Here is a 19,273-nt window from a genome sequence, read left to right on the forward strand (position 1 = left end):
TGACACGGCTCGCGCTCGGCAACGGTAATGTCGACCGGTCCAGTTGGTTCCAAAGCGGAGTGTTGACGCCTATTTTTTGCTGCGGCATCGTCCGGCGCGAATGCAGGGCGGGGAGATTTGAATGTTTGCCGATACGCTCACCGACGAAGACCGAATCGACCGCGATCCTCTGTGCCAGGATGCGCTCGACAAGGCATGGAAGGCGCTTGAAGCAGGGGCGACGTCGGGAAACCCCTTCAACTTCCTGCAACTCGCCACCGTCAATGAAAGGGGTGATCCCGAGGCCCGGACCATCGTCCTGAGGCAGGCAAACCGCAACGAGGCGGCGCTCTATTTCGTTACCGACTCAAGATCGCCGAAGATGGCGGACATCGCCCACAATCATACCGTCGCGCTTGTGGGTTATGATCCCGCGAGCCGGGTGCAGATCCGCTTGACAGGCATTGCAGGTACGGTCGGCGACCATGCCAAGCTCGCTAATCAGTGGAACCTGCTCAGCGAGAGGACGCGCGACAGCTTCAACAGTCCTGTCGCATCGGGCGCGCGAATGCAGTCTGATGGAACGGTTCTCCCTGATGTCCAAAAGGCCTCCATGTCCCCGTTCGAGCGGTGCTGCCTGATGCGCGTCGAGCTCGCGACGCTTGAGCGTTTGGACATCTCCCAGACCGAGCATCTCAGGTTCTGCTTCGTACGATCTGATAGAGGTTGGCTGGGGACCAGAAGGGCGCCGTGATTCGACGTAGCGTGCGGTCGACCCACATGCTGCAGGTCGAGGCACGAGAACCTGGTGGGGCATGTGTCGCCGCCTGGACCAGCTCGCTCGCAGCCCATCGCCAGCCGCAGCAGCTTCTTAAGACATGCGGTCAACCCGAACTACTGAACAAGAACCTTACGCTCGAACCCGTCCCGGCGCTCGCAGTAAACTCGAGTACGACCACGGCATCTCGAACGTCCTTCCACATGGACCTATCACCGCCCGCCAGGCTCCCGACGAACCGGCCTCATGCCGGAGCGGCGGCTGGCTACCGGATCTGCAATCCACAGGCAAGGAACCGACGCGATTCCTGCATCCCCTAAGATGCTTGAAGGAACCGATACGCTTCGGAACAAAGCCCGGTCATTTGGTGTTTTCCATTTCTCCGGATGGCCGGATGTTTCTGAAAAATAATTCGCAAGGGGAATTCAATATGGAAGATGCAGGTATCGGTTGGATCGCGGCGATCATCATCGGCGGCATCGCAGGATGGCTCGCAGAGATGTTCATGAAAAGCAGCATGGGCGTCATCATGAACATCATTCTGGGCATCGTGGGCGCTATCGTCGCTAACTTCCTTCTCTCCCTTTTCGGCGTCGTTCTCGGTGGCTGGCTCGGCTACCTGATCGCCGGGTTTATCGGCGCGTGCATCCTGATCGCGCTCGCCCGGATGGTCAGACGAACAGCGTGACATCTTGAAGGAGTTCGGGCGGCCTCTTATTGGGGACTACCGCCCGTACCAACGACAATTTACCGCGAAAGGATTTCGCGAGTAATGTCGCCCGGGTGATCGAGGGCGCTCCCCATGCATGGTCGAGCGCCCTCTGCTTTCGACCAACTTGGACGTTCCCAAAACTGAAAGCAACTAAAGCGCTGACAGCATTCCACCACATCGCGCAGGTCGCCCGCAGGAGTGGGTGCGAAGCCTATCATGCCAAGGAGAATGGTGGCCCTTGGCGGTCGTCAAGGCGCGGCACCGTTGCGATGCAGCGCCCTCGATGTCGACTTACAACACGCGACTTCTATCTCTCTTTTGAGATCAGGCAAGGAGGATTCAGATGCATATCGACGGCGAATGTCATTGTGGGCAGATCACCTACGAGGCCGAGGTAGACCGCGACGACGTTACGATCTGTCACTGCAACGACTGCCAGAGGCTAACGGGGACTGCATATCGTGTGACAGTCACCGCACCTCGCGCCAACTTTCGTATCACCTCCGGCGATCCGATGGAGTACGTCAAGGTCGCCGCCAACGGCCGCAGACGGATGCAGTATTTCTGTGCGAATTGCGGATCGCCCATCTATACCACAGGAGAGATGGAAGACGCAGAACAGGTCGGCATCCGACTAGGAACAATAAATCAGCGGCGAGAACTAGAACCGACTGCGCAGTTCTGGTGTTCATCGGAGTTCTCATGGGCTCAAAACCTGAGCCAACTTCCCCGACATGCTGAATGATGTAGGGCGAGGCAAAACCCACCGCTCGCTGCCAAACAAGTGGCGTATATTTCCGGTAGATACTGCGTCCTTTCAACATCCGCCGATTTGTGTGAAATCACGCCTTGGAGCTATCGTGTCGTGATCCTAGAGGACGACAATGGCACTGATGGACTTCCCCGCGCAAACCCATATGCCGCTTGCCAAACTTGCGTAGGCGATGTCCGCCATCTCGCGTGCGCGCAACATCAACGAGGTTATGCGATGATCCGCCCCAGCGCGCGCCGTCATCCGCCGCGAAGGCGACGTCTGTCGTTATGTGGAGCATGCCGTTGGGCCGCTCTGGTTTCCGAGACTGCCGGGCAAGCAGTGAAGCTACCCACCGATGCGTCCATGTGCCGAGCCTCGTTCCCGAAGACATCGCAAAGGCTACCTGGGTCATGTTCGGTCGGCTCGAAGATCAATGAATGAGCCGGAAACGTCCGAACTGAGATAGCTGAGTGCAATCTCTTCGTGAGGGATGGCCCAATGCGCCGCCAACAGCAACTTGACGGCTCTCACTTCGCTACGCTTCGAACCAACCAGTAAACCGCTCGGTGTGTAGGTGTGAAAGTCAACAGTGACTATCCTTCCTGCGGGCCGCTCCTCTTTGCCGCGAACGAAATCCTTAAATCAATAAAGGCCTCTACCTGTGAATAGTGTTGCCGGCGCGGTGAGCGTCGGCTGAAGTGCAGGCCTTGATCGCGCGATCTTGGCCTCGGTTAAGCGAACCGCGCGAACATCAGATCGTTATCTTTCCATGACAGATGAGAGCCGCGAAGAAACCAAAGCAGTCGAACCACCGCAGGAGACGGTCTCCTTCGCGTTCGACCGGTTGACCGTCGCCCGTTTCCGGGAAGTCTTCCCGAATGCTCGGTGGTCGGATACCCTTCAAGCCTGGACGGTCCCCGGTAAGACTGCACGAAGACGTATCGACCGATGGCTCGCCTCCGAAGCCGATCGCAAGAGGCCTTACGAAGAGGAGCGAGGCCGCGACGCCTACCAGTTCGAGCCAATCCTCAGTCCATACCTGCAGGTCTACGACCGCGGCTTCCGCATCAAGACCCCATTCTCACGAACGGTGGTCGACGAACTCCGACAGATTCCTTTCGCTCGTTGGAATAGTGACGACAAGGTGTGGGAGGTTCCGTACGCGTCTTACGACGACCTCCAGCACCGTTGGGAGGCCATCGAGAAGGCCGCGAAACGGGCCGAACCTGAAGAGCGACGGAAACGCGCAGAGGCCCGCAAGGGCACCGAAGAGGAAGCGAAGGCCAAGCGCAGGACGTCCGAGCGCAATAAGAAGCGGCTGCCTGTGCCTAGTGACGATCTTCCACCGCCGGGGCGGCCTGTAGCCACGACCGCGTTTGGGATCGTCGTTGTCACCGACATTACCGGCGAACTCGTCAACCCCGAAGAGGTCGCCGAGCATCATCCGAATGCCGACGACGAGCATGTCTGGGCAGGATGGCGGGCAGCGACCCTGGAGGAACTCGTTCATACGTGGCCGGCGAGGGCTGAGCCGGGGGAATACGAGCGGATTCGGGGATGGTGGCAGCCAACCCTCGAGGAGCTGCGGGCCGCTAGGACTGCAGCAAAATCGAGGGAGCGGCGGCGCGACGCCCGCAATGCTTCGACCAGACCGTCGACCTGAAGCGGCGGACGGAATGGTCGAGATCACGCCGGAACTTGATGTCTAGACGGTCTGAGAGCGGAACACGCGGTCGCGGGGCAGTCGGTCCCGCGCCGGCTGACGCCGACGCTCCTGCGGCTGCCCTTCAACGCGACCGCGCGTGACGCGAATTCCCGCTTTCGCGCGCCTTCTGCGCGCCGCGATGCTGAAAGCTCCGATACGCTTCGTTGTTGCCGACCCTCCGGATCGGGGTGATCGCGCCGCCGATGCTATACAGTTAAGACTTTGTAAGGTTCCCGTGGGCGAGACACGCTTCTCCTTAGATCGGCCCGCTTCCTTTTGCGCCCTTGTCCACGCGCCGCGTTGCCGAAGCCCCGATGTGCGTTCTGTTGCTGGTCGACGCTGTCGGATCGCCTCCTGGTTCTGCGCAATCGCCACTTTTTATGACGTCTTGGCCGCCGCTGGCGCGTCGGCCGCCGCGCCTCGCCAGCGGGTGACTCTGCTTTGCCCTCGGAGGTGAAGGTAAGCCTTGGTGGGACACAGAGAGGAAGAGGAGGGACGGGAGCTTTGTGACGGATTTGAAGGGTTGGAGAGAGGTTCCGCCCGGTCCGTCATGGAGAAACCGACATGTCTCAGAAGATTGAGAAGTCTGGGAAGACAGAAAGAACCGAAAAGACTGGTAAGGTCACGCTTGCGACCGCTTGTGACATTCCCTTCAACAAGCTTGTTCTCAGCCAGGAAAACATCCGTAAGGTCAAAGCGGGTGTCTCGATCGCGGAGCTTGCCGAAGACATTGCGCGGCGCGGTCTGTTGACCAGCCTCAGCGTCCGCCCGGAATTAGACAGCGACGGTAACGAGACCGGCATGTATCGCATCCCGGCCGGCGGGCGCCGCTACCGGGCGCTGGCACTGCTGGTGTCATCGAGACGTCTGTCGAAGACGGCAGGCATTCCCTGCGTGATCAGCAGGGGCGAGACGGAGGAAGCCGAAGATTCGCTTGCCGAGAACGTCCATCGCGAGAGCCTGCATCCGCTCGACCAGTTTCGCGCCTTCGAGACCCTGCGCGGGGAGGGGATGGACGAGGAAGAGATCGCCGCCCGCTTCTTCGTCCCGGTCGCGACGGTGAAGCAACGCCTGCGCCTGGCGTCGGTCTCGCCGAAACTTTTGGATCTCTATGGCGAAGACGCCATGACGCTCGAGCAGCTGATGGCCTTTTCGATCAGCAAGGACCATGCCCGTCAGGAACAGGTGTTCGAGGCGATCGCACGCTCGCACAGCCGCGAGCCCTATTACATCAGGCGCCTGCTGACCGAGACGGCGGTCCGGGCGACCGATCGGCGCTCGCTCTATATCGGCATCGATGCCTATGAGGCGGCCGGCGGCGTCGTCATGCGCGATCTCTTCGACGAGGACAGGGGCGGATGGCTGCAGGATCCGGCGCTGCTCGATCAGCTCGTGCTGGAGAAATTGAAGGGCGATGCGGCGGCCCTACAGGCGGAGGAAGGCTGGAAATGGGTCGAGGCCGCTTTCGACTTTCCCTATGGCCACACGTCGGGTCTTCGCAGGGTCTACGGTCAGCAGGCCGAATGGAGCAAAGAGGATCTTGCCCGTCACGATGTTCTTCGCGCCGACTACGATCGGCTCGATGCAGAATATGCCTCTGCCAGCCAATACTGCGAGGAGAGCGAGCAGAGACTCCAAGCACTCGGTGCGGAGCTCGACCGTCTGAACGAGCGTCCCTTCGTCTTTGATCCCGCCGAGCTTGCCCGCGGCGGTGTCTTCGTCTCGCTCGAGGCGGACGGCAGGCTCCGGATCGAACGCGGCTATGTCAGGCCTGAAGACGAACCGCAGGTGGAGATGATGAGCTGCGTCAGCGACGACCAGGACAACATCGTGTCCGCACCAGTCGCGCCAGCCGGCGGAGCGGTATCGGAGGTGGAGGCAGCAAACAAGGCCGAGACCGATGACGGGGAGGAGACGCTGAAGCCGCTTGCCGATCGTCTGGTCCTCGACCTGACCGCCGCCAGGACCGTCGCGCTGCGCGACGCGCTCGCCCGGGATCCGGAGGTCGCCTTCGTCGCCGTCCTGCATGCCTTCGTGCTGAAGACCTTTTATCTGCGGGGCGCAGACACGTGCCTGGAGGTCACGGTCCAAAGCGCCCGGTTGAGCGAGACATCGGGATTGGGCGACTTGGTCGCCGTCAGGGAAATCGGCGAGCGGCAGGAAGCCTGGGGGAACGACCTGCCGAGAGATCCGGCCGCCCTCTTCGCTTTCCTCATCGGTCTCGACGGCGTCAGCCGACAGGCGCTGTTTGCTCATTGCGCCTCGCTATCGCTCAATGCCGTCATCGAACCCTGGAACAGGCGCAGCCGCGCCATCGCCAATGCCGACGAGATCGCCCGCGCCATCGGCTTCGACATGGTCGAGGCCGGCTGGACGCCGACAGTCGAGGCCTATCTCGGCCGCGTCACCAAGGCCCATATCCTGCAAGCTGTCTGCGAGGCGAAAGGCGAGCAGGTCGCTGCATTGATCGCCGATCTGAAGAAGCCCGACATGGCCCGGGAGGCCGAACGGCTGTTGGCCGGCAGCGGTTGGTTGCCGGAGCCGCTGCGCCTGCCGGCTACCGCGGCTGATGATCCGGACCTGATCGAAGAGGCGGTATTTCCGGACGAAACCATCCTCGATCCGCCGGTGCCGATCGATGAGGTTCAAGGGACAGACGCGGCCGACGTGGTCGACGAGGATCCCGAGATCGCTGAGCCCGCCGGGACCGACTTCATCCATCCGATCGCGGCCGAATAGCGGCCTCTCACCCAGAACGGCCCGGTTCCATATGGTGCCGGGCCGGTTCGCTTAAACCGGCCATCCCCATTCCTTCACCTCAAGCCCGGCCACAGCGCCGGGCCTTTTCGTTTCAGGAGATCTGTCATGACCAATTCCAGTTTCAACAGTCCCGTGTCGTCTTCCGGCTTCAGGGTCGATATCTCGCGCGGCGAGCGCATCGGCCGCGTCTCGTCCGAATGGTTCTCGCGCCCCGACGACGAGCGTTTCCTGTCGCTCAGTGCGCTCTACGACACCGTGCGCTCGCGCGCCGATCGGGCGCATGCCCGGACCATCGAGACCAGCGCCATCCGCGTCGAAGCGACACGCGACAATGCCGAACGGCTCGAACTGATCGTCTCCGGCGAGAACGCAAGCCGAGGTCAACGTGATGCTCAACCGATCGCGCCGACCCATTGGAGCTACGGCCAGCTCTGCAGCCTGGTCGGTGCACCTGCGACCTATATGCGCCAGCTGCCGGCGCCGCTCGCCGCCATCAATCTCCAGCACGGACTGCTGTCCCATCGCGCCGAACTGGTGAAGACGCTGGAGATGGACGACGGGCGCCTCGAACTTCGCGCCGTCACCGGTCCCGACTATGGCCGCATCTGGGACCATGAGCTGGTTGCAGCCGTGATGAAGATCGCCGGCAATGGCACCGGCGACACGATGTGGAAGGTGCCGGGTCAGCTCAACTGGACGACCATGACCCACAATCCCTTCGTCGATATCACCAAGGATACGACGACGCTTTACGCCAGTGACCGCGACGTCTTCCTCTTCCTCGTCGACGACACTCACCCGATCGAGGCGGGGCGCCTTCCGAACGGCGAGCCCGATCTCTATTTCCGGGGCTTTTATGCCTGGAACTCCGAGGTCGGCTCCAAGACGCTCGGCATCGCCTCGTTTTATCTGAGGGCCGTCTGCGCCAACCGCAATCTCTGGGGCACGGAACAGTTCGAGGAAATCACCATCCGGCATTCGAAATTCGCCGGCGAGCGTTTCGCCCATGAGGCGGCCCCCGCCCTTGCAAGCTTCGCCAATTCCTCGCCAGCCCCCTTCGTTGCCGGCATCAAGGCGGCACGCGAGACGATCGTTGCCCGCCAGGATGACGACCGGGAGGCGTTTCTGCGGCGGCGCGGCTTCTCCAAAGGCGAGACCGGCAAGGTCATCGACATGGTGTTGTCGGAGGAGGGACGTCCGCCGGAATCGATCTTCGATTTCGTGCAGGGTATCACCGCACTCGCGCGCACCCGGACCAACCAGGACGTCCGCCTCGATCTCGAGGGCAAGGCGAAGAAACTGCTTGAAGGTGCCAGCCAATGACAGGCTCGGCCTCCGACCTGACCGACCGCCTCGCGCGTCATGCCGAGGCGGTCTGCCGTCATTATCTGTCGGCCGGCCGGCGATCCGGCAATTACTGGATCGCCGGAGATACGGGCAACAACAAGGGTCGGTCGCTGTTTGTGCGGCTGACCGGTCCGCGTGCCGGCCGCTGGAGCGATGCGGCGACCGGCCAATATGGCGATCTCCTTGACCTCATCCGCGCGACCTGCGGCCTGATCGCCTTCGCCGATGTTGCGGCGGAGGCACGGCTGTTTCTGAACCTGCCGCGGCTGGAACCCATGGCGGCAGAACGGCGGGACCCCAATGCACCCGACAGCCGATCGACCGCGGCGCGGGCAGGGCTGCTGTTTGCCAGTGCCGTGCCGATCGCCGGTACGGTGGCCGAACGTTACCTGCAGAGCCGCGGTATATCTGGCGCTGCAAGCCATCGCGCTTTGCGGTTCCATCCCTCCTGTTACTACCGAGATCTTTCGACCGGCGGCACGACAGGCCTGCCGGCGCTGATCGCTGCGGTCACCGATGTCGAGGGCCGGCTGACCGGCGTGCACCGGACATGGCTTGATCCTGATGGAAACGGCAAGGCCCGGGTCAACGAACCGCGCCGAGCACTCGGTCGCCTGATCGGCAACGGCGTGCGCTTCAACATGCCGCCGGGATCGCAAAGCCCGGTTCTGGCCGTCGGCGAGGGTATCGAGACCGTGCTGTCTCTTTCGGAAATCCTTCCCGGCATGGCGATGGTGGCAGCGCTTTCGGCCCATCATCTCGCAGCCTTCCTGCTGCCCGCGGCATGCAAGCGCCTCTATATCGCTGCCGACGCCGATGCGGCGGGGCGCCACGGGGTCGAGGGATTGGGCCGGGCCGCCACCGCTCTCGGCGTGCTGCCATTGGTGCTCACGCCCGAGCTTGGCGATTTCAACGAGGATCTGCGTCGGCTTGGATCTTCCCGTCTAGTGGCGAACCTGGCCCGCCAGCTCGTCCCGGACGATGCGACCGCCTATCTTTCGCGATAGCGGCGCCCGGCGTTGATACGCGAACGTTTCTGAGGTGAGGCCGTTGAGCGCGCGGCTGACGGATCGCCATGTGTGGGGCCGCGCCTGCGGGCCCGTCGGGCGGCGACCCGTACCATGCCGGTCGCAGCCTTCAGCGGATCGGTCCGGTTTCTTCCCCGCGCGGTTCCCGCGCTCCTCGCGCAGCAAGAAACCGGCCCTCAACCGCCCGGCGCTGCGCTGGGCCGCAGCACTTCGCGCTGCGGTTCCGGCCGCGACCGGCATGGGAAGGGATCGCCGTCAGGCCGCGAGGCGCGGCTCAAACCACGGAGATCCTCAATGACTTGCTCAACCTTGCTCGACGATACCGCAGAACCGCACCACGCATCCTCGCCGACCGATCGCTTCATCTACGAAATGCAGGTCCATGGCTATCGGCCTTTCCAGGACGAACCCGACCCCCGGCCCTTGCCCGAAGAGCCTATCGTCCAAGCATCGCTGATGACCATCTTCGACGCCTTGTCCTATATGCTCGCCGACACAAGGCTGGAACCGGATCTCGAAGACCTGCTCTGGTCGACCGTCAACCTCTTCCATCGCGGCGCCGATCGCATCCAGCGCGAACTTGATCGCAACGAGGAGGCGCAGCGCACAGGCCAACACGAGCAGGACGGATCGGAGGTCAAAAGCGTCGAACTGGAACGGCTCATCGCCGAGGGCATCACCCTTCTCGAACGGCGCAACACATTCGAGTTCATGCGCGACCACAGCGCAGACCTCTTCGAGGCTCAGACCGGTTCTGCCTGGAGGCCACGCACAGGCTCGAAGGTCAACCATGCCAACATGACAGCGGCGATGATCGACTCGAAGGACTTCCTGTCCGCACGTCGACATGCCGAGACCGAGGTCATGATCCCCGCGGGCACGAAGATCGGCTTTGCCGGCGGCATGGACTACAACGACCATGACCGCATCTGGAAAAAGCTCGACCAGGCCCATGCCAAGCACCCCGAGATGGTGCTGTTGCACGGTGGCGCACCGAAAGGGGCAGAACGCATCGCCGCCTGCTGGGCAGAAGCCCGCAAGGTCACCCAGATCATCTTCAAGCCGAACTGGAGCAAACATGCCAAGGCGGCACCCTTCCGCCGCAACGACGAGATGCTGTCTGTCATGCCGGCAGGATTGATCGTCTTCCCGGGCAACGGCATCACCGACAATCTCGCCGGCAAGGCCCGGCGCCTTGGCATTCCAGTCTGGCAGGCTTCGGGAGACGGCGCGTGAGCGCCGTTTTCCTCACCATGTCTCCGAGCCGTGATCCGGACTGCGGAACTTCCGTCTCGATCATCATGGATCGACGCGGTGCTGGGAGCGCGCGTCCGTGCGCAAACGATTCTGCACCCGGCGACTCGACTCGCGCGAATCGCTTCCCATGTGACTCCGTCGAGACACCGGGAGTACCGCGTCATGGAATCACTTTCCTCATCCACGCCGATCAGGCCGCTGCATGCAGAGATCGACGGCATGTCGAAATGTCGCCAGGCCTACAGCGTCGAGGATCTCGCAGCGTTTCTCCTCAGCGAGAAATGCCCGCATCTCGAAAACGATCCGGTGCGGTTCCACCATGCGTTGGCGACCTCGATGGACGCGATGCAGCTCTATCTCGATCCGGAGATGGCCCGCCAGGCCTTCGTCGAGGCTGCCCATGCTTCGAGCATGCATGTCCTGCCCGACGATATGGAAGGGATCAGACAAAGCGATGAGGGATGACAAAAGCCCCGCAGAACGCGGGGCAGTTCGAGGTCATCACAGAGAAGCAGTGCACCCGGTAAGGTGACGACAGAACGATACCATCATGAACCGCCTCGACAACCTCTTCTTTAGATATTGCTGATGTAATCCACACATGATCGACCGTCCCCGCAGCAAACCCCTTCTTGCCAATGAACGGCCGCTCAAAGGCGCCGTTCGCAGAAAACGCGATCCCGCACAGCCGAACCTGCTTTTGGATCCGATGCCCGATCGCGTCGAGCCGGCGCTTGCTCTCTTGAAGGACAAGCCACCCGGCAATCCGCGCACCATCGCCGAACTGAAGTTCGATGGCTACAGGCTGGCGATCCATATCGAGCATAAGGGGATCAGGGTCCTGACGCGTGGCGGCCATGACTGGACTGCGCGATTCCCGGCGATTGCGGCAGAGGCCCAAGAGCTTCGTGTTGCCAGCGCTATTCTCGATGGTGAGGCCGTGGTGCTCGACGAGGAGGGACGCTCCGATTTCGGCGCGCTGCAGCGATCGCTCGGCGGGCGGGGCGGCAAGCTCCCGTCGTCCAGCGCAATCTTCTTTGCCTTCGATCTTCTTTATCTCGACGGCCACGACCTCAGAACCATGGAACTGTCGAGCCGCCGGCATCTGCTTGCCGATCTCATCGGGCAGCGTGCGGGTGCGATCCGGTTTTCCGACGAGCTCGAGGGAGAGCCAGAGGCAATCTTTGCGGCTGCCTGCGAGCACGGCCTGGAAGGCGTCATCTTCAAGGATCCGGACAGTCCCTACCGCTCCGACAGATCCGGCGACTGGCTGAAGGTCAAATGTATCCAGAGCGAAAGCTTCTTCATCGTCGGCTACGAGAAATCAGCAGCCGCCCGCGGTGGTGTCGGCAGCCTGTTGCTCGCAGCCTGGAAGGGCAGCCAACTGCACTTCGTCGGCTCGGTCGGTACCGGCTTTTCCTACAAGATCGCCGTCGAACTTCGCACACTGATGGACAGGCTTGCGACCAAGAAGCCGACCGTCGCTTATGACGGGCGCACCAAGGATCTCGTCTGGGTTCAGCCGACATTGATCGCGGAAATCGAATACCGCGCCTGGACCGACGACGGCAAGCTGAGACATGCCTCCTACAAGGGCCTGCGGGAGGTTCAGGACAATGCCGCGGTCTACAGGATCGCGGAGTGAACCTGATCCGTTGAGGCCCGGCGTTCGCTCCACTTTGCCTCGAGCGTCCAGCCATGCGGGGAGGCAAGAAATGCCGCGCGAAGGGCCATCACCAGCCAGTCGGCCGGCATGACGCCGGGCAGGTCTTCGTTCGCGTGAAATGCTGTGAGATCATCCATCGTATCGAAACCGATTGGTAGAGGCCGGCCGGCGCGATCAAGTGTCCAGAGATATCGCGTTGTCATGTCGGACGATCCTGGCGATGCTGCAAGGACGACGCATCGGTTTGTTGCATTTCCGTTCGTCGCCAACTCGCATTCATCGAAGCACAAGGTGTTAGGCGACCTTGTTCGCCAGCATGTCGGCAATTTCGGCGGCTTCGAGGCGCGCCGAGGTCTTGTAGGGATAGTGCTTCCAGCACCACCAATCCTGACGCTCGCCCTTGGAGAAACCGAACCCGGCCCAATCGCCGCAATGGCACTTCCGCGCAACGGGCGAGGCTGGTTTTAGGGTCGCAGAACGGTCGATGTCGCTCATGTCGCATCCTCGAGTATTAAGATGTTCCTATTTTGTTCTCTTTTGGCTAAGAGTCAATCCGTCCGCAAAAGCTAAAGGGAGATGGGATGACGACCAGGCGAAAAGGCGAATTGAGCCCCGCTGAGATTGATCGAGGATGGCCGTTCCAAGTTGCCCTGTTGGCCGAACTGTCGCTGGGAGAACAGGCCGCGGAGCAGGAAGCATTCTGCGCTCGGTTGATGAAATGCCATCGCGGTCATAGCGTCTTCTTCGAAGACCGGCATTACACTGTTCACTGCTTTGCGACCAGGGTCGGCGCCCAGACCTTCATGGGCCGATACGGAGGTGAATGGTTCGACCCGCGCGATCGCGGGCGCGGTATCAACTGGAACAAGTGGTTCAAGGGAAAGTCCGCCGGCCAGTCCAAACCGGTTTAATCACGCGCTCGCAAAGCGAGCCGCTCGTCGAGCGTGACGCCTGCGCTCGTCCGGAATTGCCTCATCGGCCGAACGATCGTGTCAAAGCATCGAAAGTCTGGTGGCAACCGCGCCGGTAGTCATGGCCGCGATAGCGGGCACGATTGTAAAAGCTTGGACAGTGAATTTTGCATAGGTGCAGTGCAGCATAAGCAATAGAAATCCTTAGTAACAAGCGATAAACATAAGCACATCGAAGCGATGCATCTCCTCCCGCAACGCTTCGAGTCCAGACAGGCCTCTCCTCCTCCCAGGTCTGTCTCGAGGAACAGCGGCACTCCTCCTCCCAGTCGCTGCTCGGTTCTTTTCGAAAGCCTGCCGCACCTCCTCCCGCGGCAGGCTTTTTTCGTTTTTGCGTCAGCTTGTTCGAAAAATCCAAACTCCAGATATGCAGGTAGACGCCGCCCGACCTGAAGCAAATCAGAACGTTCTTGCTTTATACCCTCGACCACGCTTGACGCGCAGAATTTCGAGGAAAAGCTCGACTGCTTCCGGCTCGGTCCTGAAGAGGTGCACCAGCCGCTGACCGCGACTGCCGATCCGTCCCCAGCTTCGGACCAATGATGTCTCGCCGAACAGCGTCGGCTCGATCGACAGAGCATAGTAGCGCGCCATGTTCTTCGACGGGTCGATGCGTTCTGCGTAGAGACGATAGGGTTGCGAGCTCATGCCGGCAGAATCGCAAATGAGCGTTCGCGACGTCCAACGACATTTGTGAATCGATCCGGCCTGACCGATTCACGTTGCTGATGTCAGCAACTCAATCTTCCAGTCTTGAGAACAAATCCACGAACTCCGGATCGGCATAATAGCGCAGCTTCGTCGCCATGATCGGCCGGCGGCCTGCAATGAATAAGAGTTCGACGCCGGTCGGCAGGTTGCGGACCTCATCCGGTGTGAGCAGAGGACGACCGACATGCTGTTCGGCGAAGGTGAGGCCGGTCTTTTCCGCGTCGAGCGCGCGCGCTGCCGTATTGAAGACCACGGTCTCCTGTCCGAGGAGATCGGAGACGAGACGCGCACTATCGTGATCGTTGACGCCGAAGACCTGCAGCACGCCCGCATTCGCGAAAAACGTGCCGGCGCGCTGGCCATAGGTGGCGCGTAGCTGATGGATGTCCTGGACGATCGGCCAGAGCTGCACCCCGTAACCTGCCATCAGCCCCATGGCCCGTTCGATCGGGGCGAGATGACCGAGGCTTGCAAACTCGTCGAGAAGATAGAGAACGGGCGGCGTTGATGGCTGCGGCGAGGGTGCCGTTCGCGCCATGTCGGTGAGGCTCCGGGCGACGAGCAGACGCAGCCAGCGCGAATAGGCGGCGAGCCTGTCCGGAGGCAGGACCAGGAAGACGGTTGCCGTATTTGCCTTAAGATCGCCGAAGCGGAAATCCGATCGTGCGAGAACCGCGGTCATGCGCGGACTGTCGAGGAAATGCGTGTGTCGCTGCGCGGCCGACAGAACACCACTCGCTTCGCGGTCCGACTTGCCGAGATGGCGGTTGGCGGCACGTGCGATCAGCCCGTTGACCGCCTCACTTGCCTGCATCGCATCGAGCGCGCGACGGAAGGCGTCCGACGAAAGCGTCAGCATGTGCCTGAGCGTCGTCAGCGTGCGCCGCTCCTCCGGCTGGCTGGCAAGCACATAGAGCAGCAGACCCGCAATCAGCGCCTTCGCTTCCTCGTTCCAATGCGCGTCGCCTGACAGGCCGGGTTCATCGAACACCAGGGCATCGGCTAGCGTCGAGACCTCTTCAACTACATCGATGTTGTCACAATCCAATCCCTCCATCGGATTGAAGGTCGCCGACGGCTTGCCGGTGACGCCAAAGGGATCGAGAAGATGAACCGGCCCGAAGCTTAGCCGTGCCTCATCGGCGATCGTCGCATTCTCCCCTTTCGGATCGATGCAAATGATCGAGCGGTCGACCGTCAAAAGGTTCGGGATGATCGTGCCGACACCCTTGCCGCTACGCGTCGGTGCCATGGTCATAAGATGGGCGGGTCCGTCATAGCGCAGAAGCTTGCCGTTGCCTGGCCACCGCCCGATCAGCAATCCGCTTTCCGATTTCTTAAGTGGCGCAATTTCGCTCGATCTGGCGAAGCGTGCCGTCCCATGCGTGTCGGCATCACCGGCGGTAGCGAAATGGGCGATGAGCGGGCTCGTCAGGAGCCGGATGAGCAGCAGGATGACAAAGAGCACGAAGGCCCAGTTGCCGATATGCCAGAGGATGTCGCCTTTGTCGGCCCCGAGGACCACGCGGAGGGCATAGTCGATGCCGAAACCAACGATAAACACGACAATAAAATAGCCGGTCGCGCCCATCACGAAGGACCTGGCAGAGCGCAGCGGGAAGGTGATCAGCGCGACAATGGCCCAGAGCGGGTCGCGGGCGGCCATGCGCATCATGTTGGCAAGGGCGATCTTGATCAGCCCGGTATAGAGGATCATGGGACACTCCTGTAACCGCTCGTCCCGTCGCTGCTGGTCCCGCTGTTGCCATCGAGGGGCTCGTTTACCGCGGGCTTCAGGAGGTCGTCGAACAGGTCTCGATCGCCATCGCGCGTCAGGAATTTTGGCAGTTCGGCTCTCAGCCAGCCGGCCAGTCCTCCGCCAATCTGAATGTCGCGATTGGTCTCCAGCCGATAAAGGATCAGCGCTCCGATCAACACCTTGCGGCGTGTGTCGATGGCGCGTTCCTGCCTGGAAAGCCGGATCTGCAACGTCTTTCGCTGGGCCTCGAGCTGCGCCAGTCGTTCCCCGATGGTTTTGCGAGCCACGGATTCCTCTTTCTGTTGACGTTCGAGCGATGGCCCGAGCGGGCATCCGGATGATGGCCGCCCGCGATCGCATGTGCGGATAATGCAACGATGGGTGGCAGTTGGACTACTCGCAGATCTGTGAGTAGTAGCGTCGGGACGATCGGCCTAGGACGGCATGAGGCGCGTGCGACGTGCTCCCACCAGGGCCTGAGGAGCGAAGTCGAGGAAGGCACAAGGGCGCACTTACGAGTTGCGGGGCAACTCAAGGCGCGGGCCGGCGGCCCAAACAAGGGGAGGGCGATGGCGATCTATCATATGAGCATGAAGCCGATCGCCCGCAGCGGCGGCCGCAGCGCCGTCGCCTCTGCCGCCTATCGTACCGCCGTGCGGCTGAAGAACGAGCGCGATGGGCTGGTCCATGACTATTCCAACCGGCAGGGCGTCGAGCATGCGGAGATCATCATGCCGTCGGGTGTCGACGCCGATTGGGCCAGGAAGCGGTCCACCTTGTGGAACGCTGCAGAGCGTGCCGAGAAGCGCAGCGACGCCCGCGTTGCCCGGGAATTCGAGATCGCGCTGCCGCATGAGCTGAACGCGGAGCAGCGTCTGGCGCTGACGCGGGTCTTTGCGCAGGGACTCGCCAACCGCTACGGCGCCGCCGTCGATTTCGCCATTCATCAGCCGGGCGGGGGCGGCGATCTCCGCAACAGCCATGCGCATCTGATGATGACGACACGGCAGGTAACGGAGAGCGGACTTGGCGACAAGACCATGCTCGAGCGCGAGAACCGTTGGCTGCTGGCGAACAACCTGCCGCCGGCGCAGCTGCAGCTCAAGGACATCCGTCAAGTCTGGGAGCAGCTCGCCAACCGGCATCTGGCGATTGCCGGTCTCGATATTCGCATTGACAACCGCTCGCATCTGGAAGCCGGCATCACGCTGGAGCCGACCGAGCATGTCGGTGTGCATGCGACCCAGGTCGAACGTCAGGGCGGCACGGTCTCGCGATCGCGTATCTCTTCGCAATCGGCGGATCGGAACGCCGAGATTATCCGCAACCGACCCGAAGACATCTTGCGGCTGATCACCAACGAGAAGAGCGTCTTCAACAAGTACGATATCGCCCGCGCCCTGCACCGGTACATCAATGATGATCAGCAGACTTTCCAGAATGCCTTCGCCTCGGTCCTGGCGTCAAAGGCACTCGTCGAACTGAAACCCGACAATGCGCAGGTTCGCGGCCGTGACGGTGAGGCACGCTATTCAACGGTCGAGATCGTCGCGATCGAGGCGGCGATGGCGAAGTCCGCTGTGGCGATGCATGAGCGCCGGAAGTTTGGAGTGGCCAGGCGCTATGTCGATGCGGCGATCGCCGAACAGGACCGGTCGATCCAGGCCGCGAGCGGATCGCCGGGGCAGGGGCTGTCGGCCGAGCAGCGCGGTGCGATCGAGCATGTCACAGCATCCAGTCAGATTGCCGCCGTTGTCGGTCTTGCCGGTGCCGGCAAGAGCACGATGCTGGCCGCCGCACGTCATGCCTGGGAGGCGCAGGGCTATCGTGTTCAGGGTGCTGCGCTCGCCGGCAAGGCGGCTGAAGGTCTGGAGGAATCCTCGGGCATTTCAAGCCGCACCTTGGCGTCCTGGGACTATTCCTGGCAGAACAATCGCAGTCGCCTCAGCGCACGCGACGTTTTCGTCATCGACGAGGCGGGAATGGTCGGCAGCCGGCAGCTGGCGCGCTTCGTCGACGAGGTCAATCGGGCAGGTGCAAAGCTGGTCCTCGTCGGTGACCATGAGCAGCTGCAGGCGATCGGAGCAGGGGCTCCATTCCGGGCGATCGCGCAAGCCGTCGGGCATGCGCAATTGTCGGAAGTCCGACGACAGAAAGCCGATTGGCAGAAGCAGGCCTCGATCGACTTTGCCTCCCACCGAACGGTGGAAGGACTGGCTGCCTATGAGGCGCATGGCAACGTCCAGCTGAAGGCGAACCGCGAAGACGTGCTGGCGGCGGTCGTCGCAGATTACGTCGCCGATCGCTCGGGAAATCCGAACGGTACGCGCATCGCGATGGCGCATCGACGTCGGGATGTGGCAGCGATCAATGCCGGTGTTCGCGCCGCGCTGCAGGCGCGTGGCGAGCTGGCCAAGGGCATTGCCGGATCGGTCGATCGAGGCGACGAGCTAACCTATCAGACGAGCGTTGGGAAACGTGCCTTTGCACCCGGTGACCGCATCGTCTTCCTGGAAAACAATCGCGACCTCGGCGTCAAGAATGGCATGCTGGGCGAGGTCATCGCCGTCGCGCCGGACGCAATACAAGTTCGGCTTGACGGCAAGGCGCAGCCGTCGGGCGGGCAACGCGAAGTGACCATACCGGCCAATAGTTACCAAGCCTTTGACCACGGCTACGCCACGACGATCCATAAGACGCAGGGCGCCACGGTCGATCGCAGTTTCGTGCTGGCATCAGGGACGATGGACCGGCATCTGACATATGTTGCGATGACGCGTCATCGAGAATCCGTGCAGCTCTATGCGGGGCTCGATGAGTTCAAAACCGTGCAATCGCTCGGCGAGACCTTAAGCCGGTCAGGCGTCAAGGAAACGACGCTCGACTACAGCAATGATCTCCAGGGTCGGCGCGGCATGGAAAGTCACCACGACGCGGGCAGGGGACAGCAAGACTATGGCGAGGCACCGCGACAGCGCCCAACAGATCGCGCGGAGAGCGCTATTGAGCCGGCGCGTCGAATAGGACCCACGGTCGATCGCGATGTGACGGTGGGCGACCGGCTCGAAGGCAGTGATCAGCGTGGTGATCGTCCAATCCTCATTCCGGCAATCGCCAAATATGAGAGGAGCGTGGAGGACATTGCACGGTCAAAGGCGCTACCGGCCTTCGAGCGCGAATGGGAGACGGCAAAGTCGCTGGCCGGGCGGATCTATGCGAACCCAGAAAAGGCGATGGACGGACTGCGCGGGAGCATCCTCGATAGGAACATGGATCCTGCCGAACTCGGCAAACAGCTTCGATCCTCGCCAGCAACGTTCGGGCCTCTCGTGGGCAAGACTGGCATGTTCGGCGACAATCCGGAGCGCCGGCAAGCACTCGGCCTCATCAAGGGGCTGGCCTCCCATGTCGAGCAGTCCGGAAAGACTTGGCAGCGACGTCTCGAGGCTGAAACGAATTCCGAGCGCTGGAAGCGCGACAAGCAGGACGGGATTGCGGTGCCAGGGCTGAGCAGCCGGTCCGAGAACCTGCTTCGCGGGCTTGTTGCCGCGTTCCGCACCGACAAGGATCGCGCCCTTGCAGAACTGCTGGCATCGCCGGAAGGTCGTCGCGCGCTGGACGAAGCGAGGGAAATCGCAGGCGCGATGGAGAAGCGGTTCGGGCGCGCCGACCCCTCGGATCTTGCAGATCAGCTAAAGCGGGCAGGCCATCTGCCGAGTGGTGATATCGATCGTATCCGCGACGTGGTGCGCTTGGCAGACCGGAGCCATCTCGCCGAGCTGACGCATCAGATGGAGCTGAAGCGGTCGATCTCACGCACGAAAACCTTGGGCCTGAGACTATAGC

The 19,273-nt window shown here is 61.9% G+C and carries 17 protein-coding genes; 12 read left to right on the forward strand and 5 right to left on the reverse strand.

Annotated elements, in window-relative coordinates; all coding sequences use genetic code 11:
• Nucleotides 1-121 precede the first annotated feature (121 nt).
• The 10 genes from FHX06_RS33805 (at nucleotide 122) to ligD (ending at nucleotide 11,965) form a co-directional block, all read left to right on the forward strand.
• Nucleotides 122-733: a pyridoxamine 5'-phosphate oxidase family protein gene (locus FHX06_RS33805; protein WP_018115281.1), complete on the forward strand. Its 612-nt coding sequence runs from the start codon at nucleotides 122-124 to the stop codon at nucleotides 731-733.
• Nucleotides 734-1,187: 454 nt separating this feature from the next.
• Nucleotides 1,188-1,445: a GlsB/YeaQ/YmgE family stress response membrane protein gene (locus FHX06_RS33810; protein ID WP_029616490.1), complete on the forward strand. Its 258-nt coding sequence runs from the start codon at nucleotides 1,188-1,190 to the stop codon at nucleotides 1,443-1,445.
• Nucleotides 1,446-1,812: 367 nt separating this feature from the next.
• On the forward strand, nucleotides 1,813-2,214 hold the full coding sequence (locus tag FHX06_RS33815) for a GFA family protein (RefSeq protein WP_112547273.1): 402 nt from the start codon (nucleotides 1,813-1,815) through the stop codon (nucleotides 2,212-2,214).
• A gap of 778 nt (nucleotides 2,215-2,992) precedes the next feature.
• Nucleotides 2,993-3,886 carry a hypothetical protein gene (locus tag FHX06_RS33820; protein ID WP_018115278.1) on the forward strand — a complete coding sequence of 298 codons (894 nt, stop codon included), beginning with the start codon at nucleotides 2,993-2,995 and terminating at the stop codon, nucleotides 3,884-3,886.
• Nucleotides 3,887-4,492: 606 nt separating this feature from the next.
• On the forward strand, nucleotides 4,493-6,667 hold the full coding sequence (locus FHX06_RS33825) for a ParB/RepB/Spo0J family partition protein (protein ID WP_183882481.1): 2,175 nt from the start codon (nucleotides 4,493-4,495) through the stop codon (nucleotides 6,665-6,667).
• Nucleotides 6,668-6,793: 126 nt separating this feature from the next.
• On the forward strand, nucleotides 6,794-8,011 hold the full coding sequence (locus tag FHX06_RS33830) for a DUF932 domain-containing protein (protein ID WP_183882482.1): 1,218 nt from the start codon (nucleotides 6,794-6,796) through the stop codon (nucleotides 8,009-8,011).
• Nucleotides 8,008-9,042, forward strand: coding sequence for a toprim domain-containing protein (locus tag FHX06_RS33835; protein WP_183882483.1), 1,035 nt, complete (start codon nucleotides 8,008-8,010; stop codon nucleotides 9,040-9,042). The genes FHX06_RS33830 and FHX06_RS33835 overlap by 4 nt, the downstream gene beginning before the upstream one ends.
• Nucleotides 9,043-9,357: 315 nt before the next feature.
• A complete protein-coding gene (locus FHX06_RS33840; RefSeq protein ID WP_183882485.1) occupies nucleotides 9,358-10,299 on the forward strand; it encodes a DUF2493 domain-containing protein in 942 nt (313 codons plus the stop codon).
• 183 nt (nucleotides 10,300-10,482) lie between these two features.
• Nucleotides 10,483-10,785: a DUF982 domain-containing protein gene (locus FHX06_RS33845; RefSeq protein WP_018115273.1), complete on the forward strand. Its 303-nt coding sequence runs from the start codon at nucleotides 10,483-10,485 to the stop codon at nucleotides 10,783-10,785.
• 136 nt (nucleotides 10,786-10,921) lie between these two features.
• Entirely contained in the window at nucleotides 10,922-11,965 is a 1,044-nt protein-coding gene (gene ligD, locus FHX06_RS33850; protein WP_183851323.1) for a non-homologous end-joining DNA ligase, read from the forward strand.
• On the opposite strand, the gene FHX06_RS33855 is transcribed toward ligD, so the two are convergent.
• Nucleotides 11,947-12,189: a hypothetical protein gene (locus FHX06_RS33855; RefSeq protein ID WP_018115271.1), complete on the reverse strand. Its 243-nt coding sequence runs from the start codon at nucleotides 12,187-12,189 to the stop codon at nucleotides 11,947-11,949. The two genes, ligD and FHX06_RS33855, sit on opposite strands and share 19 nt — an antisense overlap.
• A 91-nt stretch (nucleotides 12,190-12,280) precedes the next feature.
• Nucleotides 12,281-12,481, reverse strand: a complete 201-nt coding sequence (locus FHX06_RS33860; protein WP_112547277.1) for a hypothetical protein — start codon at nucleotides 12,479-12,481, stop codon at nucleotides 12,281-12,283.
• An 86-nt stretch (nucleotides 12,482-12,567) separates the two neighbouring features.
• Between FHX06_RS33860 and FHX06_RS33865 the strand changes: the two genes are divergently transcribed.
• A complete protein-coding gene (locus tag FHX06_RS33865; protein ID WP_018115269.1) occupies nucleotides 12,568-12,897 on the forward strand; it encodes a hypothetical protein in 330 nt (109 codons plus the stop codon).
• 459 nt (nucleotides 12,898-13,356) lie between these two features.
• Here FHX06_RS33865 and FHX06_RS33870 read toward each other — a convergent pair whose 3' ends face one another.
• The 3 genes from FHX06_RS33870 to FHX06_RS33880 all read right to left on the reverse strand — a co-directional run bounded on the left by FHX06_RS33870 (nucleotide 13,357) and on the right by FHX06_RS33880 (nucleotide 15,714).
• The gene (locus tag FHX06_RS33870; RefSeq protein WP_018115268.1) at nucleotides 13,357-13,605 is read right to left on the reverse strand and encodes a WGR domain-containing protein; all 249 of its coding nucleotides are present in this window, start codon (nucleotides 13,603-13,605) and stop codon (nucleotides 13,357-13,359) included.
• A gap of 91 nt (nucleotides 13,606-13,696) precedes the next feature.
• Complete coding sequence (locus FHX06_RS33875; RefSeq protein ID WP_210295544.1) at nucleotides 13,697-15,385, reverse strand: type IV secretory system conjugative DNA transfer family protein; 1,689 nt, start codon at nucleotides 15,383-15,385, stop codon at nucleotides 13,697-13,699.
• A complete protein-coding gene (locus FHX06_RS33880) occupies nucleotides 15,382-15,714 on the reverse strand; it encodes a mobilization protein (protein ID WP_112547278.1) in 333 nt (110 codons plus the stop codon). The genes FHX06_RS33875 and FHX06_RS33880 overlap by 4 nt, the downstream gene beginning before the upstream one ends.
• Nucleotides 15,715-15,996: 282 nt before the next feature.
• Here FHX06_RS33880 and traA point away from each other — a divergent pair, with 282 nt between their 5' ends.
• The gene (gene traA / locus FHX06_RS33885) at nucleotides 15,997-19,272 is read left to right on the forward strand and encodes a Ti-type conjugative transfer relaxase TraA (protein WP_183882487.1); all 3,276 of its coding nucleotides are present in this window, start codon (nucleotides 15,997-15,999) and stop codon (nucleotides 19,270-19,272) included.
• Nucleotide 19,273 lies beyond the last annotated feature (1 nt).

This window comes from Rhizobium sp. BK512 (genome assembly GCF_014194915.1).
Classification (GTDB): domain Bacteria; phylum Pseudomonadota; class Alphaproteobacteria; order Rhizobiales; family Rhizobiaceae; genus Rhizobium.